15 protein-coding genes are annotated in these 16,904 nt (G+C 53.8%); 7 read left to right on the top strand and 8 right to left on the bottom strand.

The genetic code is table 11. From position 1 onward, the window contains the following. Positions 1-16: 16 nt before the first annotated feature. The 3 genes from C8N40_RS03920 to murI all read right to left on the bottom strand — a co-directional run bounded on the left by C8N40_RS03920 (position 17) and on the right by murI (position 3,722). Positions 17-1,201 (bottom strand): glutathionylspermidine synthase family protein, encoded by a 1,185-nt coding sequence (locus C8N40_RS03920; protein WP_108210497.1) that lies wholly within the window; start codon positions 1,199-1,201, stop codon positions 17-19. Positions 1,202-1,224: 23 nt separating this feature from the next. Further along, the gene (locus tag C8N40_RS03915) at positions 1,225-1,776 is read right to left on the bottom strand and encodes a Cj0371 family chemotaxis-regulating polar lipoprotein (RefSeq protein WP_108210496.1); all 552 of its coding nucleotides are present in this window, start codon (positions 1,774-1,776) and stop codon (positions 1,225-1,227) included. Between the two features lie 1,130 nt (positions 1,777-2,906). Beyond that, complete coding sequence (gene murI, locus C8N40_RS03910; protein WP_108210495.1) at positions 2,907-3,722, bottom strand: glutamate racemase; 816 nt, start codon at positions 3,720-3,722, stop codon at positions 2,907-2,909. Between the two features lie 320 nt (positions 3,723-4,042). Here murI and C8N40_RS03905 point away from each other — a divergent pair, with 320 nt between their 5' ends. The 3 genes from C8N40_RS03905 (at position 4,043) to C8N40_RS03895 (ending at position 7,041) form a co-directional block, all read left to right on the top strand. Then, entirely contained in the window at positions 4,043-4,546 is a 504-nt protein-coding gene (locus C8N40_RS03905; protein WP_108210494.1) for an RDD family protein, read from the top strand. A 91-nt stretch (positions 4,547-4,637) separates the two neighbouring features. Beyond that, positions 4,638-5,027, top strand: a complete 390-nt coding sequence (locus C8N40_RS03900; protein WP_108210493.1) for an SPW repeat protein — start codon at positions 4,638-4,640, stop codon at positions 5,025-5,027. A 124-nt stretch (positions 5,028-5,151) separates the two neighbouring features. Next, positions 5,152-7,041, top strand: coding sequence for an ABC-F family ATP-binding cassette domain-containing protein (locus C8N40_RS03895; RefSeq protein WP_108210949.1), 1,890 nt, complete (start codon positions 5,152-5,154; stop codon positions 7,039-7,041). A gap of 48 nt (positions 7,042-7,089) precedes the next feature. On the opposite strand, the gene C8N40_RS03890 is transcribed toward C8N40_RS03895, so the two are convergent. After that, positions 7,090-8,208, bottom strand: coding sequence for a hypothetical protein (locus tag C8N40_RS03890; RefSeq protein WP_211318037.1), 1,119 nt, complete (start codon positions 8,206-8,208; stop codon positions 7,090-7,092). A 45-nt stretch (positions 8,209-8,253) separates the two neighbouring features. Continuing rightward, complete coding sequence (locus tag C8N40_RS03885; protein ID WP_108210492.1) at positions 8,254-9,327, bottom strand: alkaline phosphatase family protein; 1,074 nt, start codon at positions 9,325-9,327, stop codon at positions 8,254-8,256. 806 nt (positions 9,328-10,133) lie between these two features. On the opposite strand from C8N40_RS03885, the gene C8N40_RS22585 reads away from it, so the two are divergent. Together C8N40_RS22585 and C8N40_RS03880 are read left to right on the top strand one after the other, a co-directional pair. Further along, positions 10,134-10,277 (top strand): hypothetical protein, encoded by a 144-nt coding sequence (locus tag C8N40_RS22585; RefSeq protein WP_170114015.1) that lies wholly within the window; start codon positions 10,134-10,136, stop codon positions 10,275-10,277. Positions 10,278-10,410: 133 nt separating this feature from the next. After that, positions 10,411-11,154 carry a phenylalanine 4-monooxygenase gene (locus C8N40_RS03880; protein ID WP_108210491.1) on the top strand — a complete coding sequence of 248 codons (744 nt, stop codon included), beginning with the start codon at positions 10,411-10,413 and terminating at the stop codon, positions 11,152-11,154. 115 nt (positions 11,155-11,269) lie between these two features. Here the strand turns inward: C8N40_RS03880 and C8N40_RS03875 are convergent, their stop codons facing one another. The 3 genes from C8N40_RS03875 to C8N40_RS03865 all read right to left on the bottom strand — a co-directional run bounded on the left by C8N40_RS03875 (position 11,270) and on the right by C8N40_RS03865 (position 14,052). Continuing rightward, positions 11,270-11,983: a hypothetical protein gene (locus tag C8N40_RS03875; protein WP_108210490.1), complete on the bottom strand. Its 714-nt coding sequence runs from the start codon at positions 11,981-11,983 to the stop codon at positions 11,270-11,272. A gap of 126 nt (positions 11,984-12,109) precedes the next feature. Further along, a complete protein-coding gene (locus C8N40_RS03870; RefSeq protein WP_108210489.1) occupies positions 12,110-13,228 on the bottom strand; it encodes a CaiB/BaiF CoA transferase family protein in 1,119 nt (372 codons plus the stop codon). Between the two features lie 68 nt (positions 13,229-13,296). Then, positions 13,297-14,052 carry a YebC/PmpR family DNA-binding transcriptional regulator gene (locus C8N40_RS03865; protein ID WP_108210488.1) on the bottom strand — a complete coding sequence of 252 codons (756 nt, stop codon included), beginning with the start codon at positions 14,050-14,052 and terminating at the stop codon, positions 13,297-13,299. Positions 14,053-14,763: 711 nt separating this feature from the next. Here C8N40_RS03865 and C8N40_RS03860 point away from each other — a divergent pair. Further along, a complete protein-coding gene (locus C8N40_RS03860) occupies positions 14,764-16,143 on the top strand; it encodes a DEAD/DEAH box helicase (RefSeq protein ID WP_108210948.1) in 1,380 nt (459 codons plus the stop codon). A gap of 7 nt (positions 16,144-16,150) precedes the next feature. Continuing rightward, entirely contained in the window at positions 16,151-16,759 is a 609-nt protein-coding gene (gene pncA, locus C8N40_RS03855; protein WP_108210487.1) for a bifunctional nicotinamidase/pyrazinamidase, read from the top strand. The last annotated feature ends 145 nt before the right edge of the window (positions 16,760-16,904 follow it).

The raw sequence follows: 16,904 nt of genomic DNA, 5'->3' as shown, positions 1-16,904 counted from the left end.
ATCTTTAAAGTATAAATTATGCTACCAGGTGCGGCACGAACTGCGAGAGGTTGGTGATAATGCCTTTCTCCCTTCTAAAGCCAATCGCGCAGCCTTCGCCGGCCCAGAACACGCCGGCCTGGTACTTATAGCCTTTATTGTCTTCGGGCAGCTCGCACCAGCGCTGGTATACCTGCTGCTGACTGTCGTAATCGCCCCGTACCTTGGTTATACTTACTTTGTCCACTACCTCCACGCTCTGGCCCTCGCGGCCGAAGTATGGCTTGCGGATATACTTGCCTTGGATGGGCGACAGGTCGGTTTCGAGGAGCAGCGGGTGGTACGGGTACGCTTTCCAGAGCCAGGCCAGCATGCCTTTGCTCTGAAACAGCAAGGTATAAGCCGGGTTGGCAATGACCACGTTGCGCATACTGGCCAGGTAGGTCAGGCTCTCGAGCAGCTCCGGTTCCTCCCAGGCAATTTGTTCCCAGGGCAGAAGCTTGAACAGGAACGGGAATTGTCGCCACTGCTCGGCGCCTATCTGCGCCCACACGCCTTTCTCTGCGCCTTCTGTGGAGATGTTTACCTGCTCAATCGGGCAAAGGTGCGCCTCAAAACCTGCCTCGTTCGCGGCCTGCGCCAGTACAGCGCAATTAGCCTCATCCTCGGCGCTGCTGCCGATGTAGGTGAGCAGCAAGGCCGGAGCCAGATCGGAGTTGAGCATGCGCCAAGTTTTGAGCTGTTCTACCAGCGCCTCGTACAGGCCAGAGTATTGCCGGGCCTCATTCTTACCGGCCGCAGCTAGGCTGGCCCATTGCACCACAGCGGTTTCAGGGATGGAGGTAGCGGTATCAGCGTTGAACTCCAGCAGCTTGGGGCCTTCCGGCGTCTGAGCCAGGTCGAAGCGGCCGTACAGGTGCCAATGCCTGTCGTCGTTCCAGGATTGGCGTAGCAGCTCCCACAGGTTCTCCGGGATACCCAGCACTTTTAGAAATTCATCCGGAAGCCCATCGGGCACGGCATTCACCATCATCTCGTACAGGGTTCCGGCAGCCTCCAGCAGTGCATCGGCTTCCTGCTCCGGCAGCACCACCGCTTCGCCGGGCACATAGTTGGCGCAGCCGTCTTCCACGCACCACTCCCAGCCAAGCCCGCGCACAGCGGTGTCTATGTCGCCGGAATGAGGCTCCAGGCGAACGCTTAACTTATCCTTATTCAGCATTAATTCTTGGGGTAAAGTATAACTTAGCCGCCGGTACCGGTGCCGCTGCCTCTAAAGTAGCCGCTGCGGCCGGTGCGTGGCGCGGTGGATTGCTGGCGGTAGGTTTGCACATCCTGGCGCCAGGCGGCCGTGTTGTTCATCACCCCGGGATTGGCGTAATAACCTGCCTGCGGGCCCATGGTGCGGCCGGCCATATAGCCCAGCGCGCTCCACCACAGCACATTGCCCATCCCAAAGCCTCCGCCCTGCTGGTATACCTGCTGGTTATCAGCCAGCGCCTTCAATTGGCTCTCCAGCTCCAGGCCCTGCAGCGTATCCACACGGCCGTCGTTATACTTCAGGATGGCCATACTTTTACCGGGGGCCGTGGTGCGCTCGTCCGTGATTTTCCACTGGTCCGGCGCCTCCTCAGTAAGCTCTGTGATAATGCCATCCGGCACTTTCACCTCGTCACCGGTTTTCCATTCTTCATTCTGGGTATTGGGTCCGCAGCTGGTCAGGCCCATGCAGGCAGCGGCGGCCACGATAAAGGCGTTCCGCTTCAGGTCTCCTATGGTCAGGTACTTCTTCTTCATCAGGGTTCGTCTTGATTGGCTTATAAAGATACGCTTTTTACGTGGAAGCTCCCGGGTTTGGCTGGATTTATACTTAGGTTGAGGGGGTGGTGGTGCCGGGTCCAACTAGAGCTGGCTGCGTATTAACCCCACCCCGGCCCTCCCCTAAGAACAGGGGAGGGAGTTTTGTAGTACCGGGTCCAACCACCCCTGGCCCCTCAGAGCTTCGCTCGCTACCTTCGAACTCGCGTTCTCGGTAGTCCAAGGAGGGGAGTCTGTGATTACTTTGGCTGATGTATAAATTCCATAGCCTCCGTTCTCGCACGGACAGGTCGCGACCTGTCCCTACAAAGTATAAACCCACCCCTAGCCCCTCCGGGGAGGGGAATCATTTGCTGTCGATTACATCCCCCTACCCCCTTCGAAGGGGGACTTTGGCTGAAGCTCCGTTAGCCATGGCTATCGAATGATTCCCAGCCTTTGGGTTGAGCGCCTTGTAGATTTCCGGTGCCTGAAAGGCATTGCGACCGAAGGGCAGCAAAGGAAATGTACACCGCGCGATGCCCTTATCGAGGGCCCCTACCCCCAAGGCGAGGCCTCCCGGCCTGGGAGGGCAGAAAGTCAGCGATGCAACGTTAGGTTTGTGGGAACTAGAGGAACAGCGGTGTTTTGAAAGAATAGCTTGCTTCAAGTTGAAGGAAGCAGTGACTAGGAAAGTATAAACCGGCAAGTATAAAAGTATAGCCAAAGTATAAGTATGGCTTTTCAAGCCAGTTGGGTTGCCCTGTCCCGAAGCATTTCGGGAAAACCCAACACCATAGTAAGGCACGGGTTGCAAGCCCACGCCAGCGGAAGGAGAAGCGGCGGTTCATGGGAGGCACAAGCGGACGCTTGCGCCAGAAATTAAAGTATAATACCGAAGTATAGCCAAAGTATAAAATCCTGTAAATCCATTAATCCTGTAAATCCTGATTCTGACAAGTATAAAAGTATGACCTACGCGGACTTGGAAATCCGCGGCAGCCTTGGTTCCGGACAAGGATGTCCGGAACAGCGGGAAATAGATTACCGGAGTTAAATACTCTCTACCTCCTAACCTTTTTAACTCTCTAACTCTCTAACTCTTTAACTCTCTAACTCCCAAACTCCCATCATTCCCACAGCGGATAATGCTCCAGGTGCACTTTGCGTTTAAAGAAAATGCGGGTGCTTTCCTCAAAAGAGCGGGTGAAGTCAGAAACGTAGAAGGTATGGTCGCCGGAGCGCTGGCTGGCGGCCAGGTCGTGCTGCTCCAGGTACTCCTTCACGTGCTGCGCCACAATCTGGCTTGCATCCAGCACATCCACTCTGCCCTGGTAATAGGCCTCAATTTGCTTTTTGATGAGCGGATAGTGGGTGCAGCCAAGTATAAGCGCCTCCATTCCCTTCAACTGCGGGTCCGACAGATAAGCGTTTATCACGCTCTCGGAAATAGAGTCGTTAAAGAAGCCCTCCTCGATCATGGCGGCCAGCAGCGGCGTCGCCACCGACCGGAGGGTGATGTTTTTATCCAGCGCGTCTACTTTTTTGCGGTACACGTTGGAGTTGACTGTTTGCTTCGTGCCAATCAGGCCAATCGTTTTTTCCGGGTACGTATGGCCAATATACTGCACAATCGGATCTATCACGTTCAGCACCTTGGCTTTGCTGCCCACATACTCTTTTACCAGCTCGTAGGCCGCTGCCGAGGCCGAGTTGCAGGCAATGAGAATTACCTTACACTGCTGCCGGATCAGCAGGTCGCATATCTTCACCGAATAGGCTTGTATGGCTGCTGTGGATTTATCGCCGTACGGCAGGTGGGCCGTATCGCCAAAGTATACAATACGTTCCTGCGGCAGCACATTTATAATCGCCTGGGCCACCGTAAGCCCGCCGATTCCACTGTCAAAAACCCCTATCGGTCGTTCGCTCTTTTCCTCCTTCATAACGGGCTAAATTAATGAAAAACCGGCTGTTTAGGCTATTCACCCTTTAAATACGTACGCTCACAAATTCTTGTAACCTTTTTGAATTTATACTCACTGCAAAAAGTTAAATTGCTGACAAGATAGTTTATATAAATAAATATTATCCAAGCTATTGCTCTGTAAATCATAAATATCTATATTTAAACTACTTCAACTTACGCCACACTTAGTTATCTCTCAAGGTAACTAACCTTACCAAAGGAGCCCCTCCAGTTTGGAGTGAAGAGACGAACATCAGGCCCTGCAACAGGCCTTCGGAACCTTATACCCTATTGCACATGCAAAGCACGATAACGCTATCGCCCGCACCCACGGTTAAACGCTCCGCCTTATACGGCACGCTCCCTGCCCGCTTCGTTTCCTTTCTGGTGGATACTACTCTGCTGGTCTTTATTTATACCTTGGTTGTATACGGCTTCAGCAGCGCGCCGCAACATGTTTATTCCTGGGAATCCGTGCTGGCTGGTAAAATAGATGTAAGCGAGTTGCTGCTGGCTGCCAAAGAGGTTTTCCTGAACCCCTTCTTCCCGATATTGCACTGGGCCTACTATACATTTCTGGAATCTTCCCAAAGACAGGCTACCATTGGCAAGTATACGCTGGGCATGCGCGTGACCGACCTGCGTGGCAAACCTATCGGGTTTGCACAGGCCAACCTGCGTTATTTTACCAAAATCCTGTCTTTGCTGCCGTTCGGTCTGGGCTTTGTACTGATGGTCAACTCCCGCAGGCACCAGATGATGCACGACTACCTGGCGCGCACGCTGGTGGTAAATGAATAGCCGTTTACCTAAAAAAATTGCACTATTTCTCATATAAAACCTGAACCCCTCGTATAATAGGCTGTAAACCAATTATGAAAGGAGGTTTTTTATGAGATTTATTCCAACCCGGTTCCACGGGGTTCTTGACTATGTGGTAGGGCTGATTTTTATAGCAGCCCCATGGCTGTTCGGTTTCTCCGATGTAGACTCGGCTACCTGGGTGATGGTGGTGGCAGGCATTCTGGTGCTGCTGCAAACCGTGTTTACCGACTTTGAGGTGGGCCTGATACACAAGATCCCGATGCAGTCGCACCTGATGGTAGACTTTGGCCTGGGCGTGATTCTGGCCATATCACCCTGGTTGTTTAACTTCGCTGACCGGGTTTATATGCCGCACCTGATTGGTGGCGTGTTCTCCATCCTGGCATCGCTTACAACCCACCGCAAGCCAAGCGAGTCGTTTGCCAGACGTCATGCAACCCAGGATAACGTGCTTTAAAAACAAACTTTAACCGTATCTGGAAAGGCCGGCCCCGCAGGGCCGGCCTTTTTTATACTTTATACTTTCGGCTTTGTAGCGGCGGCATTACCGTTTGTGGCCGCACATCGCTAACTTTGTAGTTATGAATTTCCTTTCCGCAGAAAACATTGCGAAAAGCTTCGGCGACCGATGGCTTTTCAGAAACCTCAGCTTTGGCATCAGCCAGGGACAGCGCGTGGTGCTGGTGGGCGTAAACGGCTCCGGCAAAACCACCTTGCTTAACGTACTGGCCGGCAAACTTCCCCCCGACGAGGGAAGCGTGAGCGTGCGTAAGGAAGTCAGCATCGGCTACCTGGGTCAGAACCCGGAGTTCGATGAGGAGCTGACCGTGCAGCAGACCATCTTTGCCATGCAGAACGAGACGCTGCAGCTGATAAAGGAGTATGAGGCCGCCATTGCCAACCCCAGCACCGGCGACGAGAAAATGCAGAAGCTCATGGAGCGCATGGACGAGCTGCAGGCCTGGGATTTTGAGGTGAAGGTAAAGCAGATCCTCTCCAAACTGGGCATCACCAACCTCGACGCCAAGGTAAAGCACCTCTCCGGCGGCCAGCGCAAGCGCGTGGCCATGGCCCGTGTGCTGATAGAGGAGCCCGATATGCTCATCCTGGACGAGCCTACCAACCACCTGGACCTGGACACCATCGAGTGGCTGGAGGGAATGCTGAGCACGCAGAACACCACCCTGCTGATGGTGACCCACGACCGCTACTTCCTGGATAAGGTGGCCAACGAGATAGCCGAGCTGGAAAACGGCGAGATTTATACTTACAAGGGCAACTACAGCTACTTTCTGGAGAAAAAGGCTGAGCGCGAGCAATCCGCTGCGGCAGAAACCGAGAAAGCCCGCAACCTGATGCGCAAGGAACTCGACTGGATCCGCCGCCAGCCGAAGGCACGCGGCACCAAGGCCAAGTATAGGGTGGATGCTTTTGAGGAGCTGAAGGAAAAGGCCGCCAAAAAGACTTCCGGGCCGCAGTTGGAGCTATCGGTTAAAACCACGCGCCAGGGCGGTAAAATCATCGAGGTAGAGCATATCTCCAAGTCCTTTGGGGAGAAGAAGATTGTAGACGACTTCAGCTACGTGTTCAAGAAGAAGGACCGCATTGGGGTTGTTGGCCCCAACGGCGCCGGCAAATCAACCTTCCTGAACATGCTTACGGGCAAGCTTCAGCCAGATACCGGCATCATCGAGGCTGGCCAGACTACCGTTTTTGGCTATTACACCCAGGATGAGCTGGAGTATAAGGAAGACCAGCGCGTGATTGATATTGTGAAGGAGATTGCCGAGGTGGTGGAGATGGCCAACGGCGAAGTGATTACAGCGAGCCAGTTTCTGCAGCACTTCCAGTTTGCGCCCCCGCAGCAGTATACGTTTGTAAGCAAGCTGAGCGGTGGCGAAAAGCGCCGCCTGCAGCTTTTGCGCGTGCTCATCAAAAACCCGAACTTCCTCATCCTCGACGAGCCTACCAACGACCTGGACATCATCACGCTCAACATCCTGGAGGACTTCCTGCTCAACTTCGGCGGTTGCCTAATTATCGTGAGCCACGACCGCTACTTTATGGATCGCCTGGTGGAGCACCTGTTCGTGTTTGAGGGCGAGGGCAAGATCCGCAACTTTGCAGGCAACTACTCCGACTACCGCGAGTGGCAGAAGGAGCAGGAAAAACAGGACAAGCTACAGCAGGATGAGGCCAAAGCGGCCACACCCGCACCTGTTGCAGAGAAAAAGCCGGAGCAAACGAATAACAAGCGCAAGGCCACTTACAACGAGAAAAAGGAGTACGAGCAGCTGGAGAAGGAAATAGCACAGCTCGAAACCCGCAAAGCCGAGATCATCGACACCATGAACAGCGGGGGCGTCACCGACCACGAATCACTGCACGCGCTTGCTACGGAGCTGGAAAGTATAAACGGGCAGCTGGAAGAAAAGGAATTCCGGTGGCTGGAGTTGGCCGAGCTGATGTAAAAGAATAAAGTATAAGTATAAACCCCTTTCTGGTTGCAGGAAGGGGTTTTATTTTTCCAGTCCTTTCACCACCACGCCAGAGCGCAGGTTCTTTTGCCCCTGCTTCACAAAGGCATTCTGAAAATCCCGTGGGTTGTTGAGCACCTCATAGAACTGGTCCAGGTATTTGGTGGTTTGCCGGATGTAGCGCCTGTCCAGCAGCGGAAAGTCCTGATATACCCTGTAAATATCGCGCCTGCGTTTGTTAAATAGATCCCGCACCTGCGCGTATGCTTCGTCTGTAAAAGTATAGCCCCTGAAAAGCCGCTGCCGCACCGAGCTGATGCCCAGTTCCGGGGGCGGAGTGGCGTAGGGCGTGCCCACGATGCCGGCATAATCAAAATCGAAGGGAACGGGGATAGGCGCCGAGAGGGGATCGGTCTGCAGCAAATCGATGTTATGCCGGTAGGGCACCGACCAATCGGTGTTTCCGATCAGAAACTGGAAAAAAGCCACCCGGGCCATGGCCGCTGTTTCCGCCCGGTCCATACGCACCAGCGCCTGCTCCGGCACCACGGTTGCGCCGTTGCGCGCGGCCATCACATCGTCATCCTCAATCAGAAAAGCGTAGCCGGTTTCTGTGTCACGCCTGCCTTTCTGGTCCTCGTACTGCACCCGGCACAGGCGCACGCGGTAACTGGCCTCAGTCAGGGTGTTGTATACTTTGTAGACCAGGTACTCACGCAGCACATATTCATCGTTGATACAGTGCGTGACCAGCTTCAGCTTATTCACTTTTCCAAAGATGGTGCTCTGCACGGTTTTGCGCGAGAAATTGAGCTGCAGCGGCGGAAAGTTGCACACGGTAGGGTCGCGGCGGCGGTTGCCGCGCACCTTTACCTTCAGCTTCTCCTCCACCTCAGCCCCATCTGCCCCTTTGTAAATCAGCACCGCCTCATGCGATTTCCGGTCATCGTCAACATCGCGCAGCACCGTCTTCACATCCATGCGGAGGGTAAAATGCAGCACCTCCTCGCTCCGGAATAGCGGGTTTTGCAGCGCCCGCAGGCTATCCGCGAGCTTTTCTTCTGAAGCAGCAAGTACAGTGGTATCATTCTGAGCCCGGAGAAGCAAGGGCGTGCCGGGTAGCAGCCAAAGAAGCAGGAAGTATAGCAGCCACGATTTCATACCTACAGCGGCTTAAAGTTTATACTTTCCGGGAAGGCGCAAAAGTTATTTGAAGAGCTCTTCTATCACCCTGGCCTTCAGCACGGTCGTATCCATCACAATCTCCAGCCGGATAGAATCCTGCCCCAGAGCGGCCTGGGCGCTGTCGGCCGGAGAAGTTACATAGGTGGTATCTACGCGCGGCACCACCACCAGCGAGTCCATGGTGAAATGAAGCAGGCGGGCCACTGTCGGGGCAAGGTCAATCAGGGTATGCCTTGTCTCAACGGTTCCGCGCCTGAAGTCCGGGCCCATTGCCAGCAGGTAAATTTGCTGACAGCCGGGGCAGCTATCGCCATGGTCCACAAACCCTCCGTCTATCCCATTCAGGTGGCGCCCGTGGTCAGCTGTGATAAACAGGGTGGTTTTGCCCCGGAAGGTCTCGTCTTCATTCAGAAAGTCCCAAAGCTCTTTAGCGTACCTGTCGTCCCGGGAAATGCCGCGCAGGTAGTTGGGCCAGTTAGCGGCATGGGCAAAGCCGTCAGGCTCCATAAAGTTGATGAGCATCAGGTTGGGTTTATGGGTCGTCAGGATACGCTTGACCTCTATCAGGGTCAGGGAATCCATGCGGTAGCCGGTGCCGGGGCCGTTCACGCCCGCATTTACCGACGGCTGAAACGTGTTCTCCCACCCGGGCCTGCTGGTGTTAGCCAGTATGTGCAGCTTGTCCTTGCTCGACACGATCCAGGCCGCCGTGGCAGGCTTGCCGCTCTGCTTCAGAAAGTACTGGAAGATGGAGGGGTTAGCCGGAAACTCGTCGCCATAGTTGTCGATGGGCTGGTTTACGCCCGTCGTGATGGCTGCGTGGCCGGAGTTGGTATACGTATAGGCATCGTTGAGAAAATTGGGCAGGAAAGCGCCTTTCGGCTTCAGGACGGTAGACATGTTGGGGATAAGGCCCGGAACGGAGTCCCAGGTTTCGGACATGCGCGTACCGTCTATCACCAGTATGATGACATATTCTGTTTTGGGTTTGTCGGAAGAGGAAGGCGACGAGGTACAGGCAGCCAGCACCATCAGCAGCAAGAGCAACAACGCTCTGCCGCAGCGGCTATACTTTCCTATACCGGTTGCCTCCATACTTTAAACCCCACCTTCTAATTTTCTATTCTATACGTTTTAACCTGGGATTCAGGTCTATACGTTTTAACCTGGGATTCAGGCAAATATGACAATATAAACTTGAACTGATCCTACTTTACAATATACCTCACCTTTTTATCAAGTATCAAGCAGGGTTCACGCAGAGCAAGGTTGGGAGTTTTTGTAGTGCCGGGTCCAACCACCCCTACCCCTCCTTAGCTAAGGAGGGGAGCTTTTACCCCTCCCCAACCCTCCCCTAAAAACAGGGGAGGGAGTTTCGGCAGACGATTAACATCCCCTACCCCCGTCGAAGGGGAACTTGGCTGAAGTTGCATCAGCAGAAGCTATAGACCTTATCCCAGCCTTTGGGTTGAGCGCCTTGTAGATTTCTGGTGCCCTTCCAGGGCATTGCGACCGAAGGGTAGCAAAGGAAATGTACACCGCGCGATGCCCGAAGGCGAGCCCTCTCGGGCTTGAGAGCTGCAAAGCCAGAGGTGCAACAGTAGCTTATGTAAGCCTGGAGGATGAACGGTGGCTAGTTAGGATAGCTTGGTTCAAATGGAAGGAAGCGGTGGCTAGGAAAGTATAAGCTGAGCAAGTATAGAAGTATAGCCAAAGTATAAAGTATGGCTTTTCAAGCCAGTCGAGTCAGAGACTCAACATCATTGTAAGACACAAGTCTGAAGACTTGCGCCAGATGGAGCAAGTATAAAAGTATAAACTTTACCCCCTGCTGTATAAACCTTCCGGTAAAAATTGCGTTTAACCCAGAAGTTTGCATTCTTGCAACCATCAAAAACAACATGCATAAACCAGCAGCCATAGCCATTACACTTCCTACGCCAGCTTCTACTGGCCTGGCGCTGCTGTCTACTGCCTATTTTTATTGCCTGAGCGTGTATAGCTATTACAGCTATTATTATCGCTATTACTGCACCCGCGGCTAAGGCAATCACCACCACCTGACATTTCGGACAAAGGAGCAGCGGCTCCTCCAGCGGTGAACCTGCCAAAGCAGCGGCTCAAGCCCCTGCTTTTTTCTTTTTTCAGCCTTTTCTAACATCATCAAAGTATAAAAACATGAACCTGACACAAAACTACAGCACGTACACCGAGGAAAATCATAACGTATGGGCCATCCTTTACCAGCGCCAGATCGAGAACCTGCCCGGTAAGGCCATCCCTGAGTTTTTTGAGGGCCTGAGGCTCGTAAACTTCCAGTCCGACCGTATCCCCAACTTTGCAGAGGTAAACCAGCGCCTCAAGCCCCTGACCGGCTTTGAGGTAGTGGCCGCCCCCGGCATTGTGGACGACGCCCTGTTCTTCAAACTCATCTCAAACAAGCAATTCCCGGCCACCGTGTGGGTGCGAAGGATGGACCAATTGGATTACCTGGAGGAGCCTGACATGTTCCATGACGTTTTCGGCCACGTGCCCCTGCTCACCATACCGGTTTACTGCGAGTTCCTGGCCAAGCTGTCATCCCTGGCGCTGCAGCACCTGGACCGCCCCGACATTATCGACCGCCTTACGCGCATTTACTGGTACACCATCGAGTTCGGGCTGTTCCGCAAGCCGGGAGAGAAAGCCCGCATTTACGGCGCAGGCATCCTTTCCTCTGTCGGTGAGAGTAAATTGTCAGTGTCAGAGCAAAGTATAAAGTTTGATTTTGACGTGCAGCAGATTCTGGACACGCCCTATATCAAGGAGACCTTCCAGAGCCAGTACTTCTGCATCGAGAGCTTTGAGCAGCTGCTGGAGAGCCTGCCGCAGGTGGAAAAAGCCCTGCATAAACTGCGCGAAGAGCCAGTGGAGGTGGCTTAGCGCGTGGCCGCCCTTAAAGTTTTGAAAGAGTTTAGTTTAAAGATTGACGAAAAAAACGGCCCGGGTGCTGCCCGGGCCGTTTTTATACTTTTTATGGAAGTGTAAAGTATAGCCGCTAGTTCGTAAGCTCCGGACTTATCTGGAAGCCCAGCTTGCGCGGTTTGGTAAGGTGAGTGTTCTCCAATTTCTGCTTCAGCGTAATACGCTCAATATCACTCACATCCTGCCCCATCAGGTCGTTGTTAACGGCTGCCACCATGGCGCTTTCTATAATTATCCGCAGCACCCTGTCGCTCAGCACGTTTTTGGCGATGTTGCTGATCCGCTCCTGTGGCAGGTCCAGCTGCTTCACGCCCTCGATGCAGTAATGGTTCTCGATGTTGATAAGCATGCGCCCGATCAGGTAACCGGGGTCGTCGAGGCGGTTATACTTGATGGTGTCGGCCATAAAGTTGTAGGCCATGATGTGCCCAAAGAACCGGCGTCTGAAGTCCTCATCCACGTAATCGTTGCGCATGATCTCGTAATCGTCGGGGAAGGTAATCACGTTGGTGTGCATCACAAACACCAGCAGATCGCCGGAGAACTTGATTTGAAACTCGTGTTCACTAACGCTACGGTACTCAATCACCACGTCGGCGTCGTGGCGCGTCACCCGCTCCGTCAGCTCGGCCACCAGCTCCTGGGCAATCACCTTTAGTTTCTCAAAGGCCCTAACGGTGTTGCGGAAAATTGCCTGCTTGGTTTTAGACTTGTGGTGCAGACCGTTTACAATATCATCGAGCCTGTCCTCTAATTTATCCTCTATCTTTTCTTCTCTTTCTTCCATAGTTCCTTGTTCGCCAATGGGTGTACCAGGTTTATTTTACACCTGTTCAGGCTACTTTGTTTGATTCGGCCTGACCTGCAAGGTATAAAATGCTGATTAAAAACCTCCTACCGGCCACTTTATACTTTAACCAGGGTAGTTATCATACGTTGGCGGCGGGTTCAGATCCAGCTCCTGTTGCCCCTGCAGCCTAAAAGCCACCTGCCGTAAGCCGGGTTTGCTGCCGGGTTGCTGCAGCAGTAGCTGCCTGGCCTGTGGCTGCACAAATACCTCGGGTATGGTATGCACCGCCCCCGCCGGCACGTGCTGCGCGTGGAGCTGCTTCAGTAAAGGTTCGCGGTCCTGCTGGGCAATCAGTTGGCGCAGCAGTTGGTTTAGCTCCTGCCGGTGTTGCACCCGCTCGTAGTTGGTTTTATACTTTGGATCGGTGGCTATACTTTCAGCGCCAAGTATAGCGCACAGCTTCCGGAACTGCCTGTCGTCGCCGATGGCCAGCACAAGTTTATTGCCGCACCGGCACGTGTAAACCGAGCCATAGGGCACAATGTTGGGGTGTTCCGAGCCCATCCGCTGCGGCTCCTGCCCCGCCACCAGGTAGTTTGTGGCCTGGTTTGCCAATGCCGACACGGCCGCCTGCAGCAGCGACACCTGCACCAGTTGCCCCTGCCCCGTGCGCTCGCGCTGCAGCAAGGCCACGAGCAGCCCTTCCTTCAGTTGGTGCGCCGTCAGAACATCCATCAGGGCCACGGGCATTTTCAGCGGTTCTCCGTCAGGTTCGCCGTTGAGGTACATAAAGCCACTCTCCGCCTGCACCACCGCATCGTAGCCCGCACGGGCATCATCAGGGCCGTAGCCGGTGATGTGGCCGTAGATCAGGCGCGGGTTTATGCGTTGGAACACCTCGTAGCTTACCTTCAACCGCTCGGCGTCGCCGGGCTTATAGCTGGCAATCACCACATCGGCCTGTGCTACCAACGTATACAGCTGCTGCAGCTGCTCCGGCTCGGTCAGATTCAGGGCCAGGGAGGTTTTGCCCCAGTTGGCGGCACAGAAGTAGGCAGGCGTATCGGTGTCGGAGGGTTCGGCCTTCAGTTTCCAGCTGCGGGTAACGTCACCGTGGGTGGCGGCATTCTCCACCTTCAGCACCCGCGCGCCCAGCTCGGCAAAAAACTGCCCTACGCTTGGCCCGGCCAGCACGCTTGCCAGCTCCAGCACCAGCATGTCTTTGAATATCGGTTGTGTCATGTGTTGCGAAATCCTCAAACAAAAAGCCGCAGACCAATGGCTGCGGCTATGTTTATACTTTCTTGGGGCTACTCCAGTTCTGCCAGTACTTCCTCGCTCAACTCCAGGTTATGGTATACTTTCTGCACATCGTCGTCGTCTTCGAGGGCGTCTATGAGCTTGAGCACTTTGCGTACCACTTCCGGGTCCTCTATTTTCACAGTGGTCTGGGGCAGGCGCTGCAGCTCGGCGCTCTCCAGGTCCAGCTGCAGTTCCTCCGCCTTCTTCTGCATGGCCCCGAAATCTTCCATGGCGCTGTAGATGGTCACGTAACCTTCCTCGAACTCCACCTCCTCGGCCCCGCCGTCGGCCAGGTCCAGCAGCAGCTCGTCTTCATTTACGGGTTGCTCGGGGTCTAGCTTGGCCACAAACACGCCCTTGCGGTCGAACAGGTACTCCACGGAGCCGCTGGTGCCTAGGCTGCCGCCGCTCTTGTTGAACATGGTGCGCAGGTTTTGCACTGTACGGTTGATGTTATCGGTAAGGCACTCCACGAAAACGGCCACGCCGCTGGGTCCGTAGCCCTCATAAGTCACCTCATGGTAATCGCCGGCGTCGCTGCCCTCCCCTTTTTTGATGGCACGTTCTATGTTATCCTTGGGCATGTTGGCGGCCCTGCTTAATTGAATAGCCAGGCGCAGGCGCGGGTTGCCATCCGGGTCGGAGCCACCCACTTTCACGGCTACCGTAATTTCCTTGATGAGCTTGGTAAAAATCTTTGAGCGTTTAGCGTCCAGGGCCCCTTTCTTTCGCTTTATCTGCGACCACTTGTTATGTCCTGCCATAATGCTATACTTCTTTCAATACTTTAAATGACTGCTGATGCGGGGCTGAAAATCCCCGTCCATGAACAAATTAAGCAAATTTAAACCGGAGGGCATAAAAAAGAGCGGCCCTGTTTGGGGGCCGCTCCTTCATCTAAAGTTTTATATCATTCCCAGATGCCACTGTTAAACCAGCAGCATGAAGATCGCATTTATAATATTAAGGCCTACCAGCAGAAACAAATTTGGCGACTCTTGTATAGCTTTTTTCATGACTTTTGGAGTTAATATATATTTTTTGTGATGTTATGTTTTTTGGTTGCTTAGATGTTGTTTACGCCTTCCCGGAGGCAATGTTTCAATATTTTATAATTATATCTATACAAAACATAATATTAAAATATATAAATTTGCTATTATTAGCTCTTGCACCATTTTTCGGCACAATTTCTCCACCAGCTAAATTGCACTATTGCAACTTATACCTATAATCACTCCACACCCTTCATGCAATTTTATACAAACATAATACAAGTCTTTTTATCTCACAACATTATCCAAAAAAATATTCGATAAAATGCATATATTTTTAGTCGGGAGATTTATACTATCTTTACTGAGAAAAAGCGGCTGATGGAAAAAGATGGCCGCCATGTACTAAACCAAATATTAAACACATTGGACTTCCATTCTTTTAACCTACACGAGGATGTGCTGACGGGCATCGACTCTATGGGGTACAACAACCCCACCCCCGTACAGCAGCAGGCTATCCCGCTGATCCTTGAGCAAAAAGACCTGATTGCCTGCGCCCAGACCGGCACGGGCAAAACCGCAGCATACCTACTGCCCCTCATCGACCGTATCTCCCACCAAAGCTATGAGCACACCAGCACCCTTATACTGGTGCCTACCCGCGAGCTGGCCAAGCAGATTGATGAGCAGGTAGAAGGCTTTGGCTACTTTGCCTCCGTGAGCTCCATTGCCATTTACGGCGGCAACAAAGGCGATGACTGGGAGCAGCAGAAACGCGCCCTGACCACCGGCGCCGACATCATCATTGCCACGCCCGGCCGACTGCTCTCGCACATGGCCATGGGCTACGTAAAGCTGGACCAACTCAACCACCTGGTGCTGGACGAGGCCGACAAGATGCTGGACATGGGCTTTATGGACGACCTGATCAAAATAATCAGCCAGTTGCCCAAGCAGCGCCAGACGCTCCTTTTCTCGGCCACCATGCCGCGCAAAATCCGGGAGCTGGCCCAGCAGATTCTGCAGCAGCCCGCTGAGGTGAACCTGGCCATCTCCAAGCCGGCCGAAGGCATCGACCAGCGTCTCTACCTGACTTACGACAACCAGAAACTGCCACTGCTGGAGCACCTGCTGCGCGAGCTGGACGTGCACAGCATGATCATCTTCACGTCCCGCAAGTCGAACGTGAACCCCATTGTGCGCTCGCTGAAGAAGATGAACTTCACGGCCGAGGGCATCTCCTCGGACATGACCCAGGAGGAGCGCGAGAAGGCACTACAGGGCTTCAAGAACAAGCAATACCAGATCGTGGTGGCCACCGACATCCTCTCCAGAGGCATCGACATCGACAGCCTGAGCCACGTGGTGAACTTTGACATGCCGCAGGACGCCGAGGACTACGTGCACCGCGTGGGCCGCACCGCCCGTGCCGCCTCCACGGGCATGGCCATCACGTTTGTGAATGAGAAGGACATGTTCCGGGTGCAGAAGGTGGAGCGCCTTATCGAGCGCGAGCTGCCAAAACTGCCCCTTCCGGACGATTTCGGTCCCGGCCCTGCCTACGACCCTACACGCAGAGACGGCGGAAGCTCACGGCACCGCGGCGGCAACAAGCCCGGCTCAGGAAGCAAGGCTAATACTCACCGCAGCAAGCACCACAGAGGTTCGAAGCCAGGAGCACCGCGCCCGGAAGGCGCCCAACCGAAAGCGGAGGGCAGCGACAGACCGGTGAAATTAGCCGGACAGCCGGGCGGCGAAAACCAGGGCAAGAAGAGGAACCGAAACAGGAACCGTAACCGCAATAAGAACAAGGGTGGCAGCACGGCCAGCAGCGCCCCTGCCAACACACAAGTATAAGCTAGGTATGCGCGCTTTACTTTTAATTGATATACAGAATGATTTTCTTCCGGGCGGCGCCTTGGCCGTGCCGGAAGGAGATTCCATTATACCCCTGGTAAACAGCATCCAGGAAAACTATGATTTGGTAGTGGCTACCCAGGACTGGCATCCGGCCGACCACAAGAGCTTTGCCTCGCAGCACAGCGGGCAGAACCTTTTTGACGTGATAGAGCTGAATGGGCTGGAACAGGTGCTGTGGCCGGACCATTGCGTGCAGGGCACGGCAGGCGCCGAGTTCTCGACAGAACTGGAGCATCACCGCATCGAAGCCATTTTCCGCAAAGGCACCGACCCTGCCATCGACAGTTACAGTGGCTTCTATGATAACGGCCGCCTGAAGAGCACCGGCTTGGCAGATTACCTGCGCGGCAAAGGTATCACCGAAATCCACCTGACCGGCCTGGCTGCTGACTACTGCGTGTATTTCTCGGCGAAGGATGCGCTGCAGGAAGGCTTTAAAGTATACTACCTGGAGGACGCGGTGCGCGCTATCAGCCCGGAGGGATATGAGAAAGCTAAGGCAGATTTGCTACACCATGGCGCTCAAATCATCCAGAGCCACCAAATTCAATAAGTATAAAGTATACCTTTTTGAGAAAGCCGCTTCAGCAAAATGCTGGGGTGGCTTTTTTTATTTCTGGCTTATACTTCTGAGCAACAGCAAGACACACCCACTGCACTTATACCTGTTGTTATATAATTTATCTTATCAATATTTT

The sequence above is a fragment of the Pontibacter mucosus genome, assembly GCF_003054055.1.
GTDB lineage: Bacteria > Bacteroidota > Bacteroidia > Cytophagales > Hymenobacteraceae > Pontibacter > Pontibacter mucosus.
Note: the sequence above shows the minus strand (reverse complement) of the source record. Positions and strands in the feature narration are given on the sequence as shown.

What these genes read in the sequence shown, in the direction of transcription:
- C8N40_RS03895 (WP_108210949.1), top strand. Translation starts at nt 5,152, where the DNA reads ATGAATTTCCTTTCCGCAGAAAACATTGCGAAAAGCTTCGGCGACCGA.
- C8N40_RS03890 (WP_211318037.1), bottom strand. Translation starts at nt 8,208, where the DNA reads ATGAAATCGTGGCTGCTATACTTCCTGCTTCTTTGGCTGCTACCCGGC.
- C8N40_RS03915 (WP_108210496.1), bottom strand. Translation starts at nt 1,776, where the DNA reads ATGAAGAAGAAGTACCTGACCATAGGAGACCTGAAGCGGAACGCCTTT.
- C8N40_RS03905 (WP_108210494.1), top strand. Translation starts at nt 4,043, where the DNA reads ATGCAAAGCACGATAACGCTATCGCCCGCACCCACGGTTAAACGCTCC.
- C8N40_RS03920 (WP_108210497.1), bottom strand. Translation starts at nt 1,201, where the DNA reads ATGCTGAATAAGGATAAGTTAAGCGTTCGCCTGGAGCCTCATTCCGGC.
- C8N40_RS03865 (WP_108210488.1), bottom strand. Translation starts at nt 14,052, where the DNA reads ATGGCAGGACATAACAAGTGGTCGCAGATAAAGCGAAAGAAAGGGGCC.
- pncA (WP_108210487.1), top strand. Translation starts at nt 16,151, where the DNA reads ATGCGCGCTTTACTTTTAATTGATATACAGAATGATTTTCTTCCGGGC.
- C8N40_RS03870 (WP_108210489.1), bottom strand. Translation starts at nt 13,228, where the DNA reads ATGACACAACCGATATTCAAAGACATGCTGGTGCTGGAGCTGGCAAGC.
- C8N40_RS22585 (WP_170114015.1), top strand. Translation starts at nt 10,134, where the DNA reads ATGCATAAACCAGCAGCCATAGCCATTACACTTCCTACGCCAGCTTCT.
- C8N40_RS03885 (WP_108210492.1), bottom strand. Translation starts at nt 9,327, where the DNA reads ATGGAGGCAACCGGTATAGGAAAGTATAGCCGCTGCGGCAGAGCGTTG.
- murI (WP_108210495.1), bottom strand. Translation starts at nt 3,722, where the DNA reads ATGAAGGAGGAAAAGAGCGAACGACCGATAGGGGTTTTTGACAGTGGA.
- C8N40_RS03880 (WP_108210491.1), top strand. Translation starts at nt 10,411, where the DNA reads ATGAACCTGACACAAAACTACAGCACGTACACCGAGGAAAATCATAAC.
- C8N40_RS03900 (WP_108210493.1), top strand. Translation starts at nt 4,638, where the DNA reads ATGAGATTTATTCCAACCCGGTTCCACGGGGTTCTTGACTATGTGGTA.
- C8N40_RS03860 (WP_108210948.1), top strand. Translation starts at nt 14,764, where the DNA reads ATGGGGTACAACAACCCCACCCCCGTACAGCAGCAGGCTATCCCGCTG.
- C8N40_RS03875 (WP_108210490.1), bottom strand. Translation starts at nt 11,983, where the DNA reads ATGGAAGAAAGAGAAGAAAAGATAGAGGATAAATTAGAGGACAGGCTC.